A 17,395-nucleotide genomic window follows, 5' to 3' on the forward strand; every position below is an offset into this window, starting at 1 on the left:
GTGGCAGCCGGGAAGGCGGGGTCTCCGGGAGGGCCCGCCGCCGTGGCGGCCAGGACCTCCGGGTCTCCGGGAGAGCCCCGTCGCGTCGCCTACCTCTACCTGTTGCCCGCCTTCGCCGTCTACGCGGTGTTCCTGCTGTATCCGATCGGGCGCGCGGTGCAGCTCTCCCTGTACGACTGGGACGGGCTGACCCTCGGCACCTGGGCCGGGCTGGACAACTACGTGGCCATCGTCGCGGACGAGGGGCTGCGGGCCGCCTTCGCGCACGCCCTGGTGCTCATCGTGTTCTACGCGGTCGCGCCCCTGGTCATCGGGCTGGCGCTGGCCGCGATCCTCAACCACGCCAAGGTGCGCGGGCTGGGCTTCTTCCGCACCGTGGTGTTCCTGCCGCAGGTGATCGCCATGGTCGTGGTGGCGGTGGCGTGGCGGCGCGTCTACGCCCCCGACGGCTCGCTCAACTCGCTGCTCGGCGCGCTCGGGCTCGACTCGCTGACGCGCGGCTGGCTGGGCGACTACGCCTTCGCGCTGCCCGCGGTCGGGGTGGTGGGCACGTGGTTCGAGACGGGACTGGTGACCGTGCTGCTGCTGGCGGGCATGAGCCGCATCCCCGGCGAGCTGTACGAGGCGGCCCGCCTCGACGGGGCCGGGGCCGTGCGCGAGTTCTTCGCGGTCACGCTGCCGTCGGTGCGCGGGGAGATCGCGGTGGCGCTGACGCTGACGGTGATCGCCGCCCTGCGCACCTTCGACCTGGTGTACGTCACCACTCGGGGCGGGCCGGGCGACTCCACGTCCGTGCCGTCGTACGAGGTGTACCACCGGGCGTTCGGACTCGGGCAGGTGGGATCGGCGGCGGCCGTCGGGGTCACGCTCACCGTGGTGATCTTCGTGATCTCGTTCGGGATCAACCGGTTCGCGGACAGGAGGCTCTCGTGATCTCCCGCTGGGAACGACTGGCCAACTACGTCATCCTGTCGGCGTTCGCCGCGTTCGCGCTCTATCCCGTGGTCGTGATCCTCGGGGCCGCGCTCGGCCCCGCCGACAGCGGCGGCACGGCCGGGCTCGCCAACTTCGCGGCGGCGTGGGAGGCCGGCCGGTTCGGCACCTACCTGCGTACCAGCCTGGCGGTGTCGGGGTTCGTCGTGGTCGTCAGCGTCCTGCTGTCCGTCATGAGCGGGTACGCGTTCGGCACGATGCGCTTTCGCGGCCGGTCCGCGCTGTTCTACCTGTTCATGCTCGGGATCATGATGCCGAGCGAGGCCGTGGCGGTGCCCCTCTACTTCGACCTGCGCAGCCTGGGCCTCATCGACACGTTCTGGGCGATCTCGCTGCCGCAGGTCGCGTTGTCGGTGGCGTTCGGCACGTTCTGGATGCGGGCGTACTTCCTGGCCTCGAACCGGGCGATCGTCGAGGCGGCCCGCATCGACGGCGCGTCGAGCTGGCGGATCCTGTGGCAGGTGCTCCTGCCGCCCGCCCGTCCCGCCGTCGTCACGCTGACCGTCCTGGTCTTCATGTGGACCTGGAACGAGTTCCTCATCCCGCTGATCATGGTGACCAGCGAGTCGCTGCGTACGGCGCCCCTGGGGCTGGCCTTCTTCCAGGGCCAGTACACCTCCGGCTTCACGCTGCTGGCGGCCGGATCGGTGATCGTCGCCACCCCTGTTGTGATCTTCTACCTGTTCCTCCAGCGCCACTTCGTCCGCGGACTGCTCCAAGGCGCGGTCCGCGACTGATTCCGGAGGTTCGATGCGCACCAGTCCCACCACCGCCCACCACCACGTCACCGGCCTCGCCCGCACGGGCGTCAGGCGCCGCCGGGCGCTGCTGACCGCCGCGGTCGCCCTCGTGCTCACCTCGGCCGCCCCCGCACTCCCCGCCACCGCCACCGCCACTGCCCCCGCCCTCGCGCTCCCCTCCACCGCGACCGCGACCGCCACGACCGGCGCGGCGGAACCCGTCGACCTGGACGCGTTGTTCGTCGGCGCGCACCCGGACGACGAAGCCTCCACCCTGTCCACGCTGGGCCAGTGGAACGAGGACCACGACGTGCGCACCGGCGTCGTCACCGTCACCAGGGGCGAGGGCGGCGGGAACGCCGTCGGGCCCGAGGAGGGGCCGGCGCTCGGGCTGCTGCGCGAGGCCGAGGAGCGGACGGCGGTCGGCAAGGCGGGCGTCAGCGAGGTGTTCAACCTCGACGACGTCGGCTTCTACTACACGGTGAGCGCCCCGCTGACCGACCAGGTGTGGGGCGGCGACACCTTGGCGAAGGTGGTCCGCCTCGTCCGCCAGACCCGTCCCGAGATCCTGCTGACCATGGATCCGGCGCCCACGCCGGGCAACCACGGCAACCACCAGGAGGCCGCGCGGCTGGCCGTCGAGGCGTTCTACGCGGCGGCCGACCCCAAGGCGTTCCCCGAGCAGATCACCCGTGAGGGACTGCGGCCCTTCGCACCGGCCCGCCTGCTGACCGGCGGGGCGCGCGGCTCCGCCCAGCCGGGCCAGAACTGCGCGTCGGCGTTCCGTCCCGCCAACCCGGCGCAGAACGTGTTCGGCGTGTGGAGCGGGCGCGCCTCGCCCAGCAGGGGCAAGACGTGGGCGGCCGTCGAGCGCGAGGCCCAGCGCACGTACGCCTCCCAGGGCTGGGCCGGTTTCCCCGACGTGCCGTCCGACCCGGCCCAGCTCGGCTGCGACCTCTTCACGCAGGTGGACGCCCGCGTGCCGTTCCCGCAGCCGGGCACGGCGGCCGCCGCGGCGGCGACGGCCGTCCTCGACGGCGCGCTGACCAGGCCGGACGGGACGGTCCCGCTCGGCACCCGGTTCGGCCTGCGGACGAGCGGCTTCGACGTGCGGCCCGGCGCCGCGTTCACCGTCGAGGTCGCCGTGACGGCGCCGCCCCGTGAGCCGCTCGGCCGCTCGACGGTGGCGCTCCGCGTGCCCGAGGGCTGGCAGGCCACCGGGTCCGGGGAACTGGGCAGGATCGGTGCAGGGCGGGACGCGTCCGCCACGTTCACGGTCACGCCGCCGCCGGGGGCGCAGGCGGGCCGCGCCCGCGTCGCGGCCACCCTCACCAGCGAACGGGGCGGCGGCTACACCGACCGGCAGGTCGAGGTGAGCCCGGCCGTACGCGGGGCGCAGCAGTCGCTCCCCCAGGTGGCCCAGTACGAGAAGTGGACCGCCGAGGTCGGCGTACCACACCTGCGCGGCCTGGTCGCGCCCGTGCTCACCCTCCCCTCCGGCGGCGTCAGGCAGGTCGGCGTCGAGGTCACGAACGTGAGCGGCACGACACGGTCGGGCACCGTCCGCGTGGACCTGCCCGCCGGGTTCACCGCCGACCGCGCCGAGGCGCCGTACAGCGGGCTGGCCGCGGGGGCGACGACGACGGTGCCGTTCACCGTGACCAACACCGACCCTTCGCTGAAGACGTCCAACGAGGGCGGCGACTACGCCTACACCATCACCACGACGAGCCAGGACGGCTCCGCCACCAGCCGCCCGGCGCTCGAACTGGTCCCGGCCGCCACCGTCCCCCAGGCGACGGCGGCCCCTGCCGTGGATGGGGCCGAGGGCGACGCCGAGTACGCGGGCCCGGCGCTGAACATCTCCCGCCTGTGGGAGGGCGCCGCCTGCGCGTCGGCCGCCGACTGCTCGGGCACGGCCAAGGTCACCTGGCACGACGACACGCTCTACCTGCTCGTCCAGGTGAAGGACGACGTGCTCGGCACCCGCCTGGCCGCCGCGGACTGCAAGCGGCACTGGCGTACCGACGCGGTGGAGGTCACCCTCGACCCGCGCGGCGTCTCCGAGAACACCTCGACGACGTTCAAGACCGCCGTGCTGCCGGTGACGGCCGAGGGCCCGCCGTGCCACCTGCGGGACGCCGACAACCGCCAGGGGACGGGCGAGCAGACGGCGCCGGGGATGCGGGTGGCCTCGGCGGTGTCGGCCGGGGCGTACACGGTCGAGCTGTCGATCCCGATGGCGGTGCTGCCGGGCGCCGTGGACCCGGCCCACCTGGGCCTGAACATCCTGGTGTACGACTCCGACACCCAGGACAGGACCGGCCAGACCCGGATCGGCTGGTCGACGTGGGGCGGGGTGCAGGGCGACCCGTACCGGTGGGGTGTGGCCACCCTGCCCGGATACCGGCCTCCGCCGGACCGTCCCACGACGCCGCCCGACCCGGTGATCCCGGACACGGTGCTGTCCAGCCTCGACTCGCCCCAGTCCCTGGAGCAGGCCGTACGGGTGCGCCTGCCCCTGGCGGGAGGCCCCGCGGCCACCGAGGTGGGCCGGGTGGTCTCGGCCTCGGCCGGGCGGGACGCGGTGCGGGTGACCCTGCGCGCGGACGCGGCGGGCAGGGCCCACCTGTTCGTACGGGACGCCCGGGGAACGGCGGGTAGCCGGGTGGTCGCGGTGCCCGGCCGCGGCACCACGACCGTGACCGTCCCCCTGACCCGCGCCCTGGGCTCCGGCGGCGCGGTGGTGGCGGGTTGGGAAGCCGCCGACGGCGGCACGGCGGCCTCCCGAGCCGCCGTACGCTGACCGCCGACCCGTGATCGGCGGCGACCGCCGCCCGTCGTCGCCGGTCACGGATGCGGCCGTGGGACCCCGCCTCACTTTCGGTGATTCGATGACTACTCTTCGGGTAAGGGTGCAGGAAGCCAACGTCCCCCCGCGGGGCGGAGCGTCGTCGTCCCCCAGACCCCGGCGTTCGCACGCGCCCCCCGCGCCCACGAAAGGGAGTCCCCCGTGCCCGCCCAAGAGCCCGCCCGAGAGTCCGGCGCGCCCACCCGGGAGCGCTGCGCCACCATGCCGGTCCACCGCCGCCTCCTGACCTCCTCACCCCGCTACGCCGTGGCGCTCGCCGCCATCGAGAACGAGACGTTCGCCAGGAAGAACGCCCGCATCGCCGCCCGCGAAGAGGTGGTCACCATCCCCGTGGTCGTCCACGTCGTCCACCACACCCCCGAGCAGGACCTCGGCCAGGACCAGATCGACAGCCAGCTCAAGGTGCTCAACGAGGACTTCCGGCGCGCCAACCCCGACATCGCCAAGGTGCCCGACGTGTGGCGGGACCTCGCGGCCGACGCGCTGCTGGAGTTCCGGCTCGCCGACACCGACCCCGACGGCGACCCCACCTCCGGAGTCGTACGCCGCCAGACCGACACCGAGAGCTTCTCCACCGACGACGGGGTCAAGTTCGCCTCCCGGGGAGGCTCAGACGCCTGGCCCGCCGACCGCTACCTCAACGTCTGGGTGTGCGAGCTGAGGCACGCCCTGGGCTACGCCGCCTTCCCCGGAGGCCCCGCCGAGCTGGACGGGGTGGTGATCAGCCACAGCGCGTTCGGCACCGTGGGCACGGTGGCCGAGCCGTTCCACGGGGGCCGCACCGCCACCCACGAGATCGGGCACTGGCTCAACCTGCGTCACATCTGGGGCGACGACGGCGACGGCTGCTCGGGCACCGACTTCGTCGACGACACGCCCAACCAGGCGGGATTCAACCGCGGCACCCCGTCGTTCCCCAAGCTGAGCTGCGCCAACGGCCCTCACGGGGACATGTTCATGAACTACATGGACTACGTGGCGGACGCCGCGATGTTCATGTTCACGAAGGGGCAGGCCGAGCGGATGGACGCGGCGCTGGCCGGGCCGCGGTCGTCGTTCCTGTCGCCGCGGGTCAGGGAGAGCATGCGGATGACCGCACCGGCCACCTGACGCCGCCACGCCGCGAGGCCGGGCGGGGTTCAGGCACGGAGACGCCCGTGCCGGGGTATCCGCATGGCAAGTGCGCGAACCCGGTCATCGGCCCGGGAGACCCCGGCTGCGATCATTGTGCACATGCGTGTTGTGGTGATCGGGAGTGGCATCGTGGGGGCCGGGGCGGCCTACCACCTGACCCGCCGGGGCGCGACGGTGACCGTGGTGGACGGCGGGTTCCACGGCGAGGCGACGCGGGCGGGCGCGGGCATCGTGTGCCCGTGGGTGGACCATCCGGAGGACGACGCCTGGTACCGGCTGACCCGCGAGGGCGCCCGCCACTACCCGGGCCTGGTGGAGGAACTGGGCGACGACATCGGGTACGCCAAGGTCGGCGCCCTGCTGGTGGCCGAGGACCCGGCCCACCTGGAGCCGGTACGCGCGCTGCTGCTCCGCCGCCACCCCGGGGCGCCTGAGATGGGGGAGATCACCGACGTGACCACCCCGGCCGGGCTGTTCCCGCCGCTGTCCGACACGCTGAGCGCGATCATGGTGCCGGGCGCCGCCCGGGTCGACGGCTGCGCGGTACGCGACGCGCTCCTGCGCGCCGCCGTGGCCCAGGGCGCACAGGTCCGTACGGGCACCGCCGCGCTCACCCCGGCCGGCGAGGTGACCCTGCACCCCGAGCCCAGCCCGCCGGACCAGCCGGAGCGCCCGGCGGGTGACGGTGTCCCGATCGAGGCCGACAAGGTGATCGTGGCGGCCGGCGCGTGGACCGGCGAGGTGTGCCGGCCCCTGGGCGTCGAGCTGCCCGTCTTCCCCCGGCGCGGCCAGATCCTGCACGCCACCCTGGAGGGCGTGGACACCGCGTTCTGGCCCATCATCCTGCCCAGGAAGGGCCCCTACCTGCTGGGCTTCCCCGACTCCCGCATCGTGATCGGCGCGACGGTCGAGGACGTGGGGTTCGCCCCGCGCGTCACCATGGGCGGGCTGGCGGAGGTGATCGAGGCGGGGCTGGAGGTGGCGCCGGGGTTGGTCAACGCGACGGTCACGGAGACGCGGGTCGGCCTGCGCCCCGTCTACGCCCCAGGCCACGCCCTGATCGGCCTCCTCACCGACCGCGTGGTGGTGGCGACGGGACTGAGCGCGTACGGGCTGACGGCGGGCCCGTTCACCGGCGAGATCGCCGCCGCGCTCGCGCTCGGCGAGACGCCGCCCATCGACATCGCGCCCTACGCCCCCGCGACCCGGTAGTCCGGTCACGGCGCACGACAAGCCGCCCCGCCCGTCAAGCGCGACAAGCTTCGCCGTAACATCGGATACCTCCCCACTGTGACGTCGTGGGGAGACTGCCGTGCCGCTGCTCGCACCGCTGATGCTCCTGCTGCTGCTCGTCGCCGCCGGGTGTACCAGCGAGCGGCCGGCCCCCTCCACACCCGCCGGGCCCGCACCGAGCCCGACCCCGCCGTCCACCGGGCCGTCCACCCCCGTGCCCAGACCGCTGGCGCCTCGCGACCGGGCGCCCGCGCCCGTGCGGGTCCCGCACGAGGCGTCCGGCGAGTACGACGTCGTACGCGGCGGCGCACCCGCCCGGCCCGGACGCGGGGACGTGATGCGGTACCTGGTGGAGGTGGAGCGGGGGCTGCCGTTCGACCCCGTGGAGTTCGCCGCCGAGGTGCACAAGACGCTCAACGACGTCCGCGGCTGGGGCCGCTTCGAGCGCGTGGACACCGGCCCGGTCCTGGTGCGCGTCGCCCTGTCGAGCCCGGAGCTGACCAACAGCCAGTGCCTCCCGCTGCGCACCGGAGGCGAGCTGTCCTGCTGGAACGGCCGCCGCTCCGTCATCAACGCCCTGCGCTGGGCGCAGGGAGTCCCCCAGTACGACGGCGACCTGGCCGCCTACCGCCAGTACGTGATCAGCCACGAGGTCGGCCACAGCCTGGGACACGAGCACCGCCCGTGTCCCGGCCCCGGCCGGCTCGCGCCGGTCATGACCCAGCAGTCGAAGTCGCTGGGCCGCTGCCGCCCCAACCCGTGGCCGTTCCCCGAGCGCGAACGCGAACGCGACGAACCCCACTGAGCCCAGCCGACCGACCTGAACTATCGCGATATATCGTAGAACAGGAACACCGGGGAGCCCTGTCCGGTTGGACAGGGCGCTGAGACCTTCCAGCAGTGACCTCCAGCAGTGACCTCCAGCAGTGACCTTCGAGCAGTAGACCTTCCAGGGGAGAGTGGGCGATGGCAGGAAAGCGAACGGCACGGCGGATCCTCGCGGGCGGCGCGGCGCTCGCCGCGGCCGGGTGGGCCCTGCGCGACGTGCCCGCCGAGCTGGGCGTGCGACCGCTGACGTCCGGACCTGACCGGGCGGCGCGGATGAGGCGCTCGCCGCAGTTCAGCAACGGCACGTTCGTGAACACGATGCCCGAGCCGACCGCCTTGATGAGCACGCCGCCCGCGAGCATGCTCGGCGAGCTGGCCAGGGAGCGCGGGCAGCGCCACCCGGCCGGTCTCGTCCCGCTGCGCGTCCCGCCCGCCGACCCGCCGCCCGCCGACGGGGTGCGCGCGATCTGGTACGGCCACGCGTCCACGCTGGTGGAGATCGAGGGCAGGCGGGTGCTGTTCGACCCGGTGTGGAGCAGGCGGCCCTCCCCCTCGCAGTTGGTCGGCCCGAAGCGGCACCACCCGGTGCCGGTCGAGCTGGGTGAGCTGCCCGAGGTCGACGCGATCGCGATCTCCCACGACCACTACGACCACCTCGACATGGCGACCGTGCGCACGCTGAACCGTACGCAGCGGGCCCCGTTCCTGGTGCCGCTGGGCATCGGGGCGCACCTGGAGCGGTGGGGCGTGCCCACGTACCGGATCGTCGAGCTGGACTGGGACGAGGAGGTCGAGGTCGCCGGGCTGCGCTTCGTCGCCACGGCGGCCAGGCACTTCTCCGGCCGCTCGCTCACCCGCAACGACACGCTGTGGGGCTCGTGGGTGGTCGCCGGGCGGGCCAGGCGGGTGTTCTACGCGGGCGACTCGGGATACTTCGAGGGCTACCGGGGCATCGGCTCGGCGCACGGGCCGTTCGACCTGACGCTGATGCCGATCGGCGCCTACAGCCCGTCGTGGCCGGACATCCACATGGACCCGGAGCAGGCCGTCCAGGCCCACCTCGACCTCGGCGGGTCGCTGCTGCTGCCGGTGCACTGGGCGACGTTCACGCTGGCCCTGCACCCGTGGGCCGAGCCGGTGGAGCGGCTGTGGCGGGAGGCCAAGGCGCGCGACGCGCGGATCGTGGTGCCGAGGCCGGGCGAGGCCGTGGACGCCTCCGCCGCCCCCGCGGTCGAAGGCTGGTGGGAGACGCTGATCTGAGGGGGATGCGGGGGACGTACAGTCGTGGCGTGAGCAACCTGGAGCTTGATCCGCAGGAGATCCGCTGCGCCGCCGAGGCGGGCGACCGCGAAGTGCTGACGGGACGCGAGGTGCCGCTGGGCGGGCCGCGCGCGATGTCGGTGAGCCGGACGCTGCCGGGCGTGCACCGGCGCATGATCGGAGCCTGGTGTTTCGTGGACGCCTACGGTCCCGACGAGGCCGCCATGCGGGTGCCGCCGCATCCGCACACCGGCCTGCAGACGGTGAGCTGGCTGGTCGAGGGGTCGGTGCTGCACCGCGACAGCCTGGGCACGCTGCAGGAGATCCGTCCAGGGCAGCTCAACCTGATGACGGCCGGGCGGGGCATCTCGCACTCGGAGGAGTCGCCGAGGACCGTGCTGCACGGCGTGCAGCTCTGGGTGGCGCTGCCCGGCGGGAGCAGGCACGTCGAGCCGGGGTTCGAGCATCACCCGGCGCTGCCCGTGCTGCGGGGGCCCGGGTTCGAGGCGCGGGTCGTCATGGGGTCGCTGGGCGGGGTGAGTTCGCCCGCGACCGCCTACAGCCCGCTGGTCGGGGCCGAGATCGCGGTGGACGGCGCGGGCGAGGTGCCGGTCGAGCGGGGGTTCGAGCACGGGCTGCTGCTGCTCGACGGCGAGGTGGCGGAGCTGGAGCGGGGGCCGATGGTGTATCTGCCGCCGGGCCGCTCCGGGCTGCGGCTGTCGGGGCGCGGGCGGGTGCTGCTGATCGGCGGGGAGCCGTTGGGCGAGGAGATCGTGATGTGGTGGAACTTCGTGGGCCGCTCCCACGACGAGATCGCCGCGTACCGGGAGGAGTGGATGGAGGGCGAGGGGTTCGGCATGGTCGACGGGTACGACGGCGCGCCGCTGCCCGCGCCCGCCCTCCCTGGCACCCGGCTCAAACCGCGCGGCCGGGTCCGCTAGCGTCCGGGGCCTCGGCCGAAGGCCCCGACTTCGGTGGCGCTCCCGGGGCCGGGAGCGCCACCGGGGCGTCACGTCAGGCGCTGGGCCTTGCTCAGCAGCCGCTGGGCCACCACCACGAGCGCCAGGAACACGCCGCTGACCACCTGCTGGAACGCCGACGTCAGGCTGCCCACCTGGTTGATCAGGCTCTGGATGACGCCGAGCAGCAGCACCCCGGCCACCGAGCCGGTGACGCCGCCCGCCCCGCCGGTCAGCAGGGTGCCGCCGATCACCACGGCGGCGATGGCGTCGAGTTCGAGGCCGATGCCGAGGATCGTCACCCCGGACGAGAGCCGGGCCGCGTTCAGTGCCCCGGCCAGGCCCGCGAGCAGGCCCGACATGACGTACACGGACACCTTCGTACGCGTGACCGGCACGCCCATCAGGGCCGCCGCCTGCTCGTTGCCGCCGATGGCGTAGACGTTCTGGCCGAAGCCCGTACGCTGCAGCAGCACCATCGCGACCACGGCCAGGACGGCGGTGATGTAGACCGGGTAGGACAGGCCGAGGATCTCCCCCTGCCCCAGGGCGGCGAACGCGCGGTCCTCGACGAGGTACGTGGTCGCGCCCTCGTCGGAGATGGCCAGCATCAGGCCGCGCACGCCCAGCAGCCCGGCCAGGGTGACGATGAACGGCGCCATGCCCGTACGCGCGATCACCAGGCCCTGCAGCAGGCCCACCACCCCGCACACCGCCAGCGGCAGCGCCAGGGCGACGAGCGGGCCGTACTGCGAGCCGTAGGCCGCCAGCACTCCGCCCAGGACGAACAGCGAGCCCACCGACAGGTCGATCCCGCCGCTGATGATCACGAAGGTCATCCCGATCGCGATGATCGCCAGGAACGAGGAGGAGACGACCACGCTGGCGGCGTTCGCGGGCGTGGCGAAGGAGTCGAAGGCCAGGCTGCCCACGATCACCAGCATGCCCAGCACCATCACGGCGCCGTGCTGCTGGAGCACCCGGCTCACCTGTTCGCGGTTCATCGGGTCCCCCGCTTCCTGGTGGCGTAGACGGCGGCCAGGATGATGACCGCCTGGACCATCTGGGTCCAGGACTGCGGGAGGTTGTGCTTGATCAGCGTGGCCGCCAGGAGCTGCATGAGCAGCGCGCCCATCACCGTGCTGAGCACCCTGATCCGGCCGCCGGTCAGCGGCGTGCCGCCGACCACGACGGCGGTGATCGCCGACAGCTCGATGAACAGGCCGAGCGAGGTCGGGTCGCTGGCCTGGAGCCGGGCCGTGGCCAGCACTCCGGCCAGGGCGGCGAGCAGGCCGGAGATCACGTACACGGTCAGGAGCACCCGCTTGACCGGCAGCCCGGACAGCTCGCTGGCCGACCGGTTGCCGCCGATGGCGACCACCTGACGCCCGAACGTGGTGCGCCGCACCACGAACAGCACGATCACGGTCAACGCCGCCGCGATCAGCACGATGACCGGGATCCCGGCCACCGAGCTGCTGCCCAGCGCGATCAGGTCGGGGTTGCGGAACTCGACGAGCTGCGGCACCAGGACGTTCGCCAGGCCGCGCACGCCGACCAGCAGGGCGAGGGTCGCCACGATCGGCTGCACCCCGACGTACGCGACCAGCGCCCCGCCCGCCGCCCCCACGACCGCGCCGCCGACCACGGCCACGACGAGCGCGGGCAGCCAGCCGTAGCCGAGGTAGAGCACGGTCAGCGCGGCGGCCAGCGCCATCACCGAGCCGACCGACAGGTCGATGCCCTGGGTGCCGATCACCAGGGCCATGCCCAGCGACACGATCACGATGGGGGTGACCTGGACGAGCTGGGTGCGGAAGTTGGCCGCGTCCAGGAAGTGCGGGGTGAACAGCACGTTGAACAGCAGCAGCGCCAGCACTGCCGCGTACACGCCGTAGTCCTGCACCCACGCGTACACCTGCGGTTTGAGCGCGACGGCGCGGCCGTCCGGCCTGCCGCCCCGGTCGTGCGCCGGCTCAGCCATCGGCCGGCTCCGCCTGCTCCGCGATCGTCGCCATGATCCTCTCCTCGGTGACCTCGTCGCCCGACAGCTCCCCCACGACCGCGCCCTCGCGCAGGACGAGGATCCTGTCGGCGCCCTCGACCAGTTCCTCCAGGTCGGAGGAGATCAGCAGCACGCCCAGGCCCTCCTGGGCCAGCTCGTCGATCAGCGCCTGGACCTCGGCCTTGGCGCCGACGTCGATGCCCCGGGTGGGCTCGTCCAGCAGCAGCACCTTGGGGCGCACGGCCAGCCAGCGGGCCAGCAGCACCTTCTGCTGGTTGCCGCCGGACAGCTCGGAGACGAGCTGGTGCGGCGAGGCGGCCTTGATCCTCAGCCTCCGCATGAAGATCTCGACCACCCGGTCGATCCTCGCCTCGGACACCACGCCCGCCCGGCCGAGGGAGGGCAGGGCGGCCAGGGCGATGTTCTCGCGGACGGACAGGGTCGGGATGATGCCCTCGGCCTTGCGGTCCTCGGGCAGCAGGCTGACGCCCGCCCTGATCGCGGCCGCCGTGGAGCCGGCCCGCAGCGGCAGTCCGGCCACCAGCACCTGGCCGTCGTCCAGCGGCAGCGCGCCGACGATGGCCTTGGCGGTCTCGGTGCGTCCCGCGCCGAGCAGGCCGCCCAGGCCGACGACCTCGCCGGGCCGGACCGAGACGTCCACGCCGTCGAGCACGTGCCGCCGGGTCAGGCCCCGCGCCTCGACGACCGCGCCGCCCTCTTCCGAGCCGCCCTCTTCCTGGCTGGGCGTGTCCTGTGCCGGTGGGGCGCCGGGGGTGCGGTGGCGGTCGCGGGAGAAGCGGGTCAGGCCCCGCGAGCGTACGTCGCCGAGGTCGCGTCCCAGCATGAGCGAGATCAGCCGCAGCCGTTCCAGCTCCGCCAGCGGGCCGGTGTGCGCCAGGCGGCCGTCACGCAGGACGGTCACCCGGTCGCACACCCGGTACAGCTCGTCGAGCCGGTGGCTGACGTACATGACCGCGATCCCGCGGTCGCGCAACCGCCCGATGACCCCGAACAGGGTCTCCACCTCGCGGGGTTCGAGGGACGAGGTGGGCTCGTCCATGATGACGACCCGCGCCTCCACCGACACCGCCCGCGCCAGGGCGACCATCTGCTGCGCCCCCACCCCGAGGGTGCGCAGCGGGCGGCGTACGTCGGTCTCGACGCCGTAGCCGGCCAGGACGCGTTCGGCCTCGCCGTACATCGCGGCCGCGTCGATCACGCCGAACCTGCCGCGCGGCTCGCGGCCGAGCAGCAGGTTGCGGGCCACCGACATCATGGGGACGAGGTTGACCTCCTGGTAGATGGTCTGGATGCCGGCCCGCTGCGCCTCCATGGGGGTGCCGAAGGCGGCCGGGGCGCCCCGGTAGCGCAGCTCGCCGCCGTCCGGCCGGTAGACGCCGGTGAAGACCTTGATCAGGGTGGACTTGCCCGCGCCGTTCTCGCCGACGAGCGCGTGCACCTCGCCGGGGCGCAGGGCGAGGGACACGCCGTCGAGCGCGAGCACCCCGGGGAAGCGTTTGCTGATCCCCCGGGCCTCGAGCACCGGTTCCACGCCCGTGGAGTGGATCACCTCAGCCAAGTCAGTACGCCTCACCGAGGGAGTCCTTGGCGTTGGTCGTGTCGTAGTCGCGGTCGGAGATGATCACCTTGTCGGGGATGGCCTCGCCGTCGAGGAACTTGCCGGCGGTCTCGAAGGCGAGCGGGCCGAAGCGCGGGTTGGACTCGATGACCGCGTGCAGCCAGCCGTCTGCGATGCCCTGGACGGCGCTGCGGGTGCCGTCCACCGAGACGATCTTGATGTCGCCCGGCTCCTTGCCCGCGCCCTTGAGCGCGGTGACCGCGCCCAGCGCCATCTCGTCGTTCTCGGCGTAGATGCCGTTGATGTCGGGGTTGGACTGGATGAGCTGCTCGGTGACCTGCTGGCCCTTCTCGCGGGCGAACTCGCCGGTCTGCTCGAACGAGATCGTGATCCCGGGGGCCTGCTCCTTGACGCGGTCCTTGAAGCCGTTCGTGCGCTCGGTGGTGACGTTGTTGCCGGGCGCGCCGAGCAGGATGGCCACCTTGCCCTTGCCGGACAGCGCCTCGATCATGCGGTCGGCGGCGCGCTTGCCCTGCTCGTAGAAGTCGGAGCCGATGAAGGTGAGGTAGTCGCTGCACGGCCTGGCGTTGATCTTGCGGTCGACCGTGATGATCGGGATCTTCTTGGCGGCGGCCTGCTGGAGCACGGGCTCCCAGCCGTCGGAGTTCAGCGGCGCGATGACCAGCAGTCGCACGCCCTGCGCGATGAGCTGCTGGACGTCGGTGATCTGCTTGGAGAACTGCGACTGCGCGTTGGTGACCTTGAGGTCGGCGATGCCGAGCCGGGCCGCCTCGTCCTTGATCGACTTGGTCTCCGCGATGCGGAACGGATTGGCCTCCTTCTCGGACTGGGAGAAGCCCACCGTGGCCGTCTTGAGGTCGAACTTCGTGCCGCCGAACTGCTCCAGCGTGCACGTCGGGCCGGCGGTGCCGGTCGGGGTCTGGACCACCTGCCGCCCGGCCGTGCCGGTGGCGGCGGGCGCGCTCTGCGGCGCCTCCGCCCTGGCGCAGCCCGCCGCGGTGAGGAGGACGGCCAGTGTCAGCGCGGCGGTCCGGAGATGGGGGGTCATCGCGGTTCCCTTCTTACCAGGTCCCCGGGCTTGTCCGGGGTCGCGCCCGGGCCGCGCGGGCCCGGGCGCGCCGGAGATCGGCTCCAGGAGAGATCAACTACAGGAGAGATCAGCTACAGGTGGGGTTGATCGCGCTCGTGAGCGCCTTGTGAGCGTCGCGGACGCGCTTGACGTCGGGCTTGGTGACGGCCCTGTCGTACGTCATGAGGCCGTTGATCTCGGTCTCGACGTCGGTCGTCTGGGTGTAGATCGCGGCGCTGAGCTGCTCGCAGGCGTGCAGCCGCTCGATCTCCTTGATCATGTTGACGTAGCGGGTGGTGAGGGCCTCGGGGTCCGGCTCGACCGCGTAGCCCCAGCCGCCGCCGGACCAGGTGTGGCCGACCACGGGCAGGGCCAGGCCGCCGTACTCGCCGATGACGTTCGCCCTGGTGCCCGATGGCTTGCCGGGGTTGCCGGGGCCCGGGTAGATGTGGAAGTCCTTGACGTCGCCGTTGCCGCCGTCCACGGCGCCGCAGCAGTTGATTCCGCTCATGTTGTTCACCAGGCGCGCGGGGTCCCAGCTCTTGACCAGGTCGGCGATGCGGACCTGGTCGTACTGGCCCCACCCCTCGTTGAACGGCACCCACATCACGATCGACGGGCTGCTGCGGTGCTGGTCGACCAGCTCGCGCAGCTCGGCCTCGAACTGCGGCCGGTCGGTGGTGCGGAAGGCCGAGGGCATGTCCTGCCAGACCAGCAGCCCGAGCTGGTCCGCGTGGTGGTACCAGCGGTCCGACTCGACCTTGACGTGCTTGCGCACGGCGTTGAAGCCGAGGGCCTTGGTCTGCTCCAGGTCGTAGCGCAGGGCCTCGTCGGTCGGCGGCGTGTAGATGCCGTCGGGCCAGAAGCCCTGGTCGAGCGGGCCGATCTGGAAGACGGGCTGCCCGTTGAGCAGCATGCGGTTGCCGGAGACCTCGATGGAGCGCATCCCGAAGTACGACTCCACCTTGTCGTCCTTGAGCCTGACCTCCAGGTCGTACAGGTGGGGGTCGTCGGGGGACCACAGCTTGGGGTCGGGGACGGGCAGGCGCAGCTCCTTGCCGACCTGGCCGCGGACGACGCCGACCACGCGGCGGCCGTCCCTGGCGATCACGGTGGCGGTGCCGGACGAGCCTCGCACGGTCACGTACAGGGCCTCGCCGCGCAGGTCGGGGGTGGTGTCCACGCGGTCGATGCGGCTCTTGGGCACCGGCTCGATCCAGACGGTCTGCCAGATGCCCGACACGGCCGTGTACCAGATGCCGCTGGGGCTGAGCCGCTGCTTGCCGATGGGCTGGGCGCCCTGGTCGGTCGGGTCGTGCACGCCGACGACCAGCTCCTGGGTGCCGGAGCCCTTGAGCGCGGCGGTCACGTCGACGCTGATGCGGTCGTAGCCGCCCTTGTGGGTGGTCACCTGCTTGCCGTTGACGTAGACGGTGGCGTTCCAGTCGACGGCGTCGAGGTGCAGCAGCAGCCGCTCACCGCGCCAGTCGCGGGGCACCTCGAACGTGCGGCGGTACCACATGCGCTCCTCGTGCCGGCCGATGCCCGACAACTGCGACTCCACCGGGTACGGCACCACGATGCGCTCGGGCAGGTCGCGGCCGATGGGCGCGGCCTCGCCCGCCTTGGCCGGGGCGAACTGCCAGGTGCCGTTGAGGCTGCGCCAGCGGTCGCGGGCGAGCTGCGGCCTGGGGTACTCGGGCAGCGGGTTCGCCGGGTCCACCTCGTCGGTCCACTTCGTCTTGAGTACGTAGGCAGAGGCGTTGACCACGTACGCGAAGGCGTAGGCGGACAGCGGGGTCCCGTCGGCGTAGGCGATGCCGCCGCTGCCGTCGTAGGAGGTGCGGACGGTGGCGCCGGCCTTGGCCGGGACCGGGTGGCCCAGCTTCAGCTCCACGGTCTCGGGGCTCTTCTGGACCGCGGAGGTCACGGGCCAGGCCGCGGCGCCGACCGTGACGGCCAGCTTCCCTGCGGCGTCGGCGGGCAGCGCGCTCAGGGGCCTGCCGAACGTCAGCGTCGCCACGTCGCCGGCCGGGTTCAGCCGGGCGTCGTACGGGCCGTCCGGCTGGAAGTCCGCTGGCACGGTGAGCGCGTCCGCGGGCACCACGGCCTTCGGCTGGCTGGGGCTCTGCCAGCGCAGGCGCAGGTTGGCGCCGCCGAAGTGCTCGAAGTACTCGACCTTGATGTCGTACTTCCGCCCGGCCTCCAGGGCGATCGGGGTGCCGATCTGCTCCTTGTCCCAGTCGTCCACCCAGTGGTCGATGATCGGCTCGCCGTTCACCCAGAGGCGGAAGCCGTTGTCGCCGATGATGGAGAAGGTGTAGGTCTCGGAGTATTTGGGGGTGATCTGTCCCGTCCATCGGACGGTGACGTCGTCCTCCCTGCCGGTCAGCAGCTTGAAGGTCGGGTTGAGGTCGGCCAGCTCCAGGTTGGGGTCGATGACGCTCGCCTTGAGTTCGGCGAAGTCGAACTTCCCCGCCGCCGAGGCGAGGTAGTAGTCGCCGCGCAGCCCGTTCCGCTCGGGAAGGGCCGCCGCGTCGGCGGAGGCGGGTGCCGGGATCTGCCATAAGACGGAGATCACCACGGCCAGCAGCATCGCGAGGCGCTTACGCACGGGGGGTCCTTTCGAAACGCGCCGATCAGGTTCGGACAGCTTTTGACCCTGACATGCTCCAAAGTAAGCACCACCGGACCGAGGTGGT

At 72.7% G+C, this 17,395-nt stretch carries 13 protein-coding genes; 8 read left to right on the forward strand and 5 right to left on the reverse strand.

Features of this window, described 5'->3' with window-relative positions:
- The 8 genes from ACZ6S0_RS28590 to ACZ6S0_RS28625 all read left to right on the forward strand — a co-directional run bounded on the left by ACZ6S0_RS28590 (position 1) and on the right by ACZ6S0_RS28625 (position 10,001).
- Positions 1-933: a carbohydrate ABC transporter permease gene (locus ACZ6S0_RS28590; RefSeq protein ID WP_465922392.1), complete on the forward strand. Its 933-nt coding sequence runs from the start codon at positions 1-3 to the stop codon at positions 931-933.
- Positions 930-1,730 carry a carbohydrate ABC transporter permease gene (locus tag ACZ6S0_RS28595; RefSeq protein WP_465922393.1) on the forward strand — a complete coding sequence of 267 codons (801 nt, stop codon included), beginning with the start codon at positions 930-932 and terminating at the stop codon, positions 1,728-1,730. Before ACZ6S0_RS28590 ends, ACZ6S0_RS28595 begins: the two co-directional genes overlap by 4 nt.
- Positions 1,731-1,743: 13 nt before the next feature.
- On the forward strand, positions 1,744-4,539 hold the full coding sequence (locus tag ACZ6S0_RS28600) for a sugar-binding protein (RefSeq protein WP_465922394.1): 2,796 nt from the start codon (positions 1,744-1,746) through the stop codon (positions 4,537-4,539).
- Positions 4,540-4,746: 207 nt separating this feature from the next.
- Positions 4,747-5,715: a zinc metalloprotease gene (locus ACZ6S0_RS28605; RefSeq protein WP_465922395.1), complete on the forward strand. Its 969-nt coding sequence runs from the start codon at positions 4,747-4,749 to the stop codon at positions 5,713-5,715.
- Positions 5,716-5,838: 123 nt separating this feature from the next.
- Complete coding sequence (locus ACZ6S0_RS28610; protein WP_465922396.1) at positions 5,839-6,951, forward strand: NAD(P)/FAD-dependent oxidoreductase; 1,113 nt, start codon at positions 5,839-5,841, stop codon at positions 6,949-6,951.
- A 100-nt stretch (positions 6,952-7,051) separates the two neighbouring features.
- A complete protein-coding gene (locus ACZ6S0_RS28615; protein ID WP_465922397.1) occupies positions 7,052-7,777 on the forward strand; it encodes a DUF3152 domain-containing protein in 726 nt (241 codons plus the stop codon).
- A 161-nt stretch (positions 7,778-7,938) separates the two neighbouring features.
- Positions 7,939-9,060 carry an MBL fold metallo-hydrolase gene (locus tag ACZ6S0_RS28620; protein ID WP_465922398.1) on the forward strand — a complete coding sequence of 374 codons (1,122 nt, stop codon included), beginning with the start codon at positions 7,939-7,941 and terminating at the stop codon, positions 9,058-9,060.
- A gap of 29 nt (positions 9,061-9,089) precedes the next feature.
- The gene (locus tag ACZ6S0_RS28625) at positions 9,090-10,001 is read left to right on the forward strand and encodes a pirin family protein (protein ID WP_465922399.1); all 912 of its coding nucleotides are present in this window, start codon (positions 9,090-9,092) and stop codon (positions 9,999-10,001) included.
- Positions 10,002-10,069: 68 nt separating this feature from the next.
- Here ACZ6S0_RS28625 and ACZ6S0_RS28630 read toward each other — a convergent pair whose 3' ends face one another.
- The 5 genes from ACZ6S0_RS28630 to ACZ6S0_RS28650 form a co-directional block, all read right to left on the reverse strand.
- Positions 10,070-11,023 (reverse strand): ABC transporter permease, encoded by a 954-nt coding sequence (locus ACZ6S0_RS28630; protein ID WP_465922400.1) that lies wholly within the window; start codon positions 11,021-11,023, stop codon positions 10,070-10,072.
- Positions 11,020-12,003: an ABC transporter permease gene (locus ACZ6S0_RS28635; RefSeq protein ID WP_465922401.1), complete on the reverse strand. Its 984-nt coding sequence runs from the start codon at positions 12,001-12,003 to the stop codon at positions 11,020-11,022. The genes ACZ6S0_RS28630 and ACZ6S0_RS28635 overlap by 4 nt, the downstream gene beginning before the upstream one ends.
- Positions 11,996-13,594 carry a sugar ABC transporter ATP-binding protein gene (locus ACZ6S0_RS28640; RefSeq protein ID WP_465922659.1) on the reverse strand — a complete coding sequence of 533 codons (1,599 nt, stop codon included), beginning with the start codon at positions 13,592-13,594 and terminating at the stop codon, positions 11,996-11,998. Before ACZ6S0_RS28640 ends, ACZ6S0_RS28635 begins: the two co-directional genes overlap by 8 nt.
- A gap of 10 nt (positions 13,595-13,604) precedes the next feature.
- Positions 13,605-14,672: an ABC transporter substrate-binding protein gene (locus tag ACZ6S0_RS28645; RefSeq protein ID WP_465922402.1), complete on the reverse strand. Its 1,068-nt coding sequence runs from the start codon at positions 14,670-14,672 to the stop codon at positions 13,605-13,607.
- 109 nt (positions 14,673-14,781) lie between these two features.
- The gene (locus tag ACZ6S0_RS28650) at positions 14,782-17,307 is read right to left on the reverse strand and encodes a PA14 domain-containing protein (protein ID WP_465922403.1); all 2,526 of its coding nucleotides are present in this window, start codon (positions 17,305-17,307) and stop codon (positions 14,782-14,784) included.
- Between the last annotated feature and the right edge of the window lie 88 nt (positions 17,308-17,395).

Source organism: Nonomuraea sp. NPDC051298 (assembly GCF_055586305.1).

Bases quoted from the DNA above. Each gene is read 5' to 3' on its own strand.
- ACZ6S0_RS28600 (WP_465922394.1), top strand. From the start codon at position 1,744: ATGCGCACCAGTCCCACCACCGCCCACCACCACGTCACCGGCCTCGCC.
- ACZ6S0_RS28610 (WP_465922396.1), top strand. From the start codon at position 5,839: ATGCGTGTTGTGGTGATCGGGAGTGGCATCGTGGGGGCCGGGGCGGCC.
- ACZ6S0_RS28620 (WP_465922398.1), top strand. From the start codon at position 7,939: ATGGCAGGAAAGCGAACGGCACGGCGGATCCTCGCGGGCGGCGCGGCG.
- ACZ6S0_RS28630 (WP_465922400.1), bottom strand. From the start codon at position 11,023: ATGAACCGCGAACAGGTGAGCCGGGTGCTCCAGCAGCACGGCGCCGTG.
- ACZ6S0_RS28635 (WP_465922401.1), bottom strand. From the start codon at position 12,003: ATGGCTGAGCCGGCGCACGACCGGGGCGGCAGGCCGGACGGCCGCGCC.
- ACZ6S0_RS28645 (WP_465922402.1), bottom strand. From the start codon at position 14,672: ATGACCCCCCATCTCCGGACCGCCGCGCTGACACTGGCCGTCCTCCTC.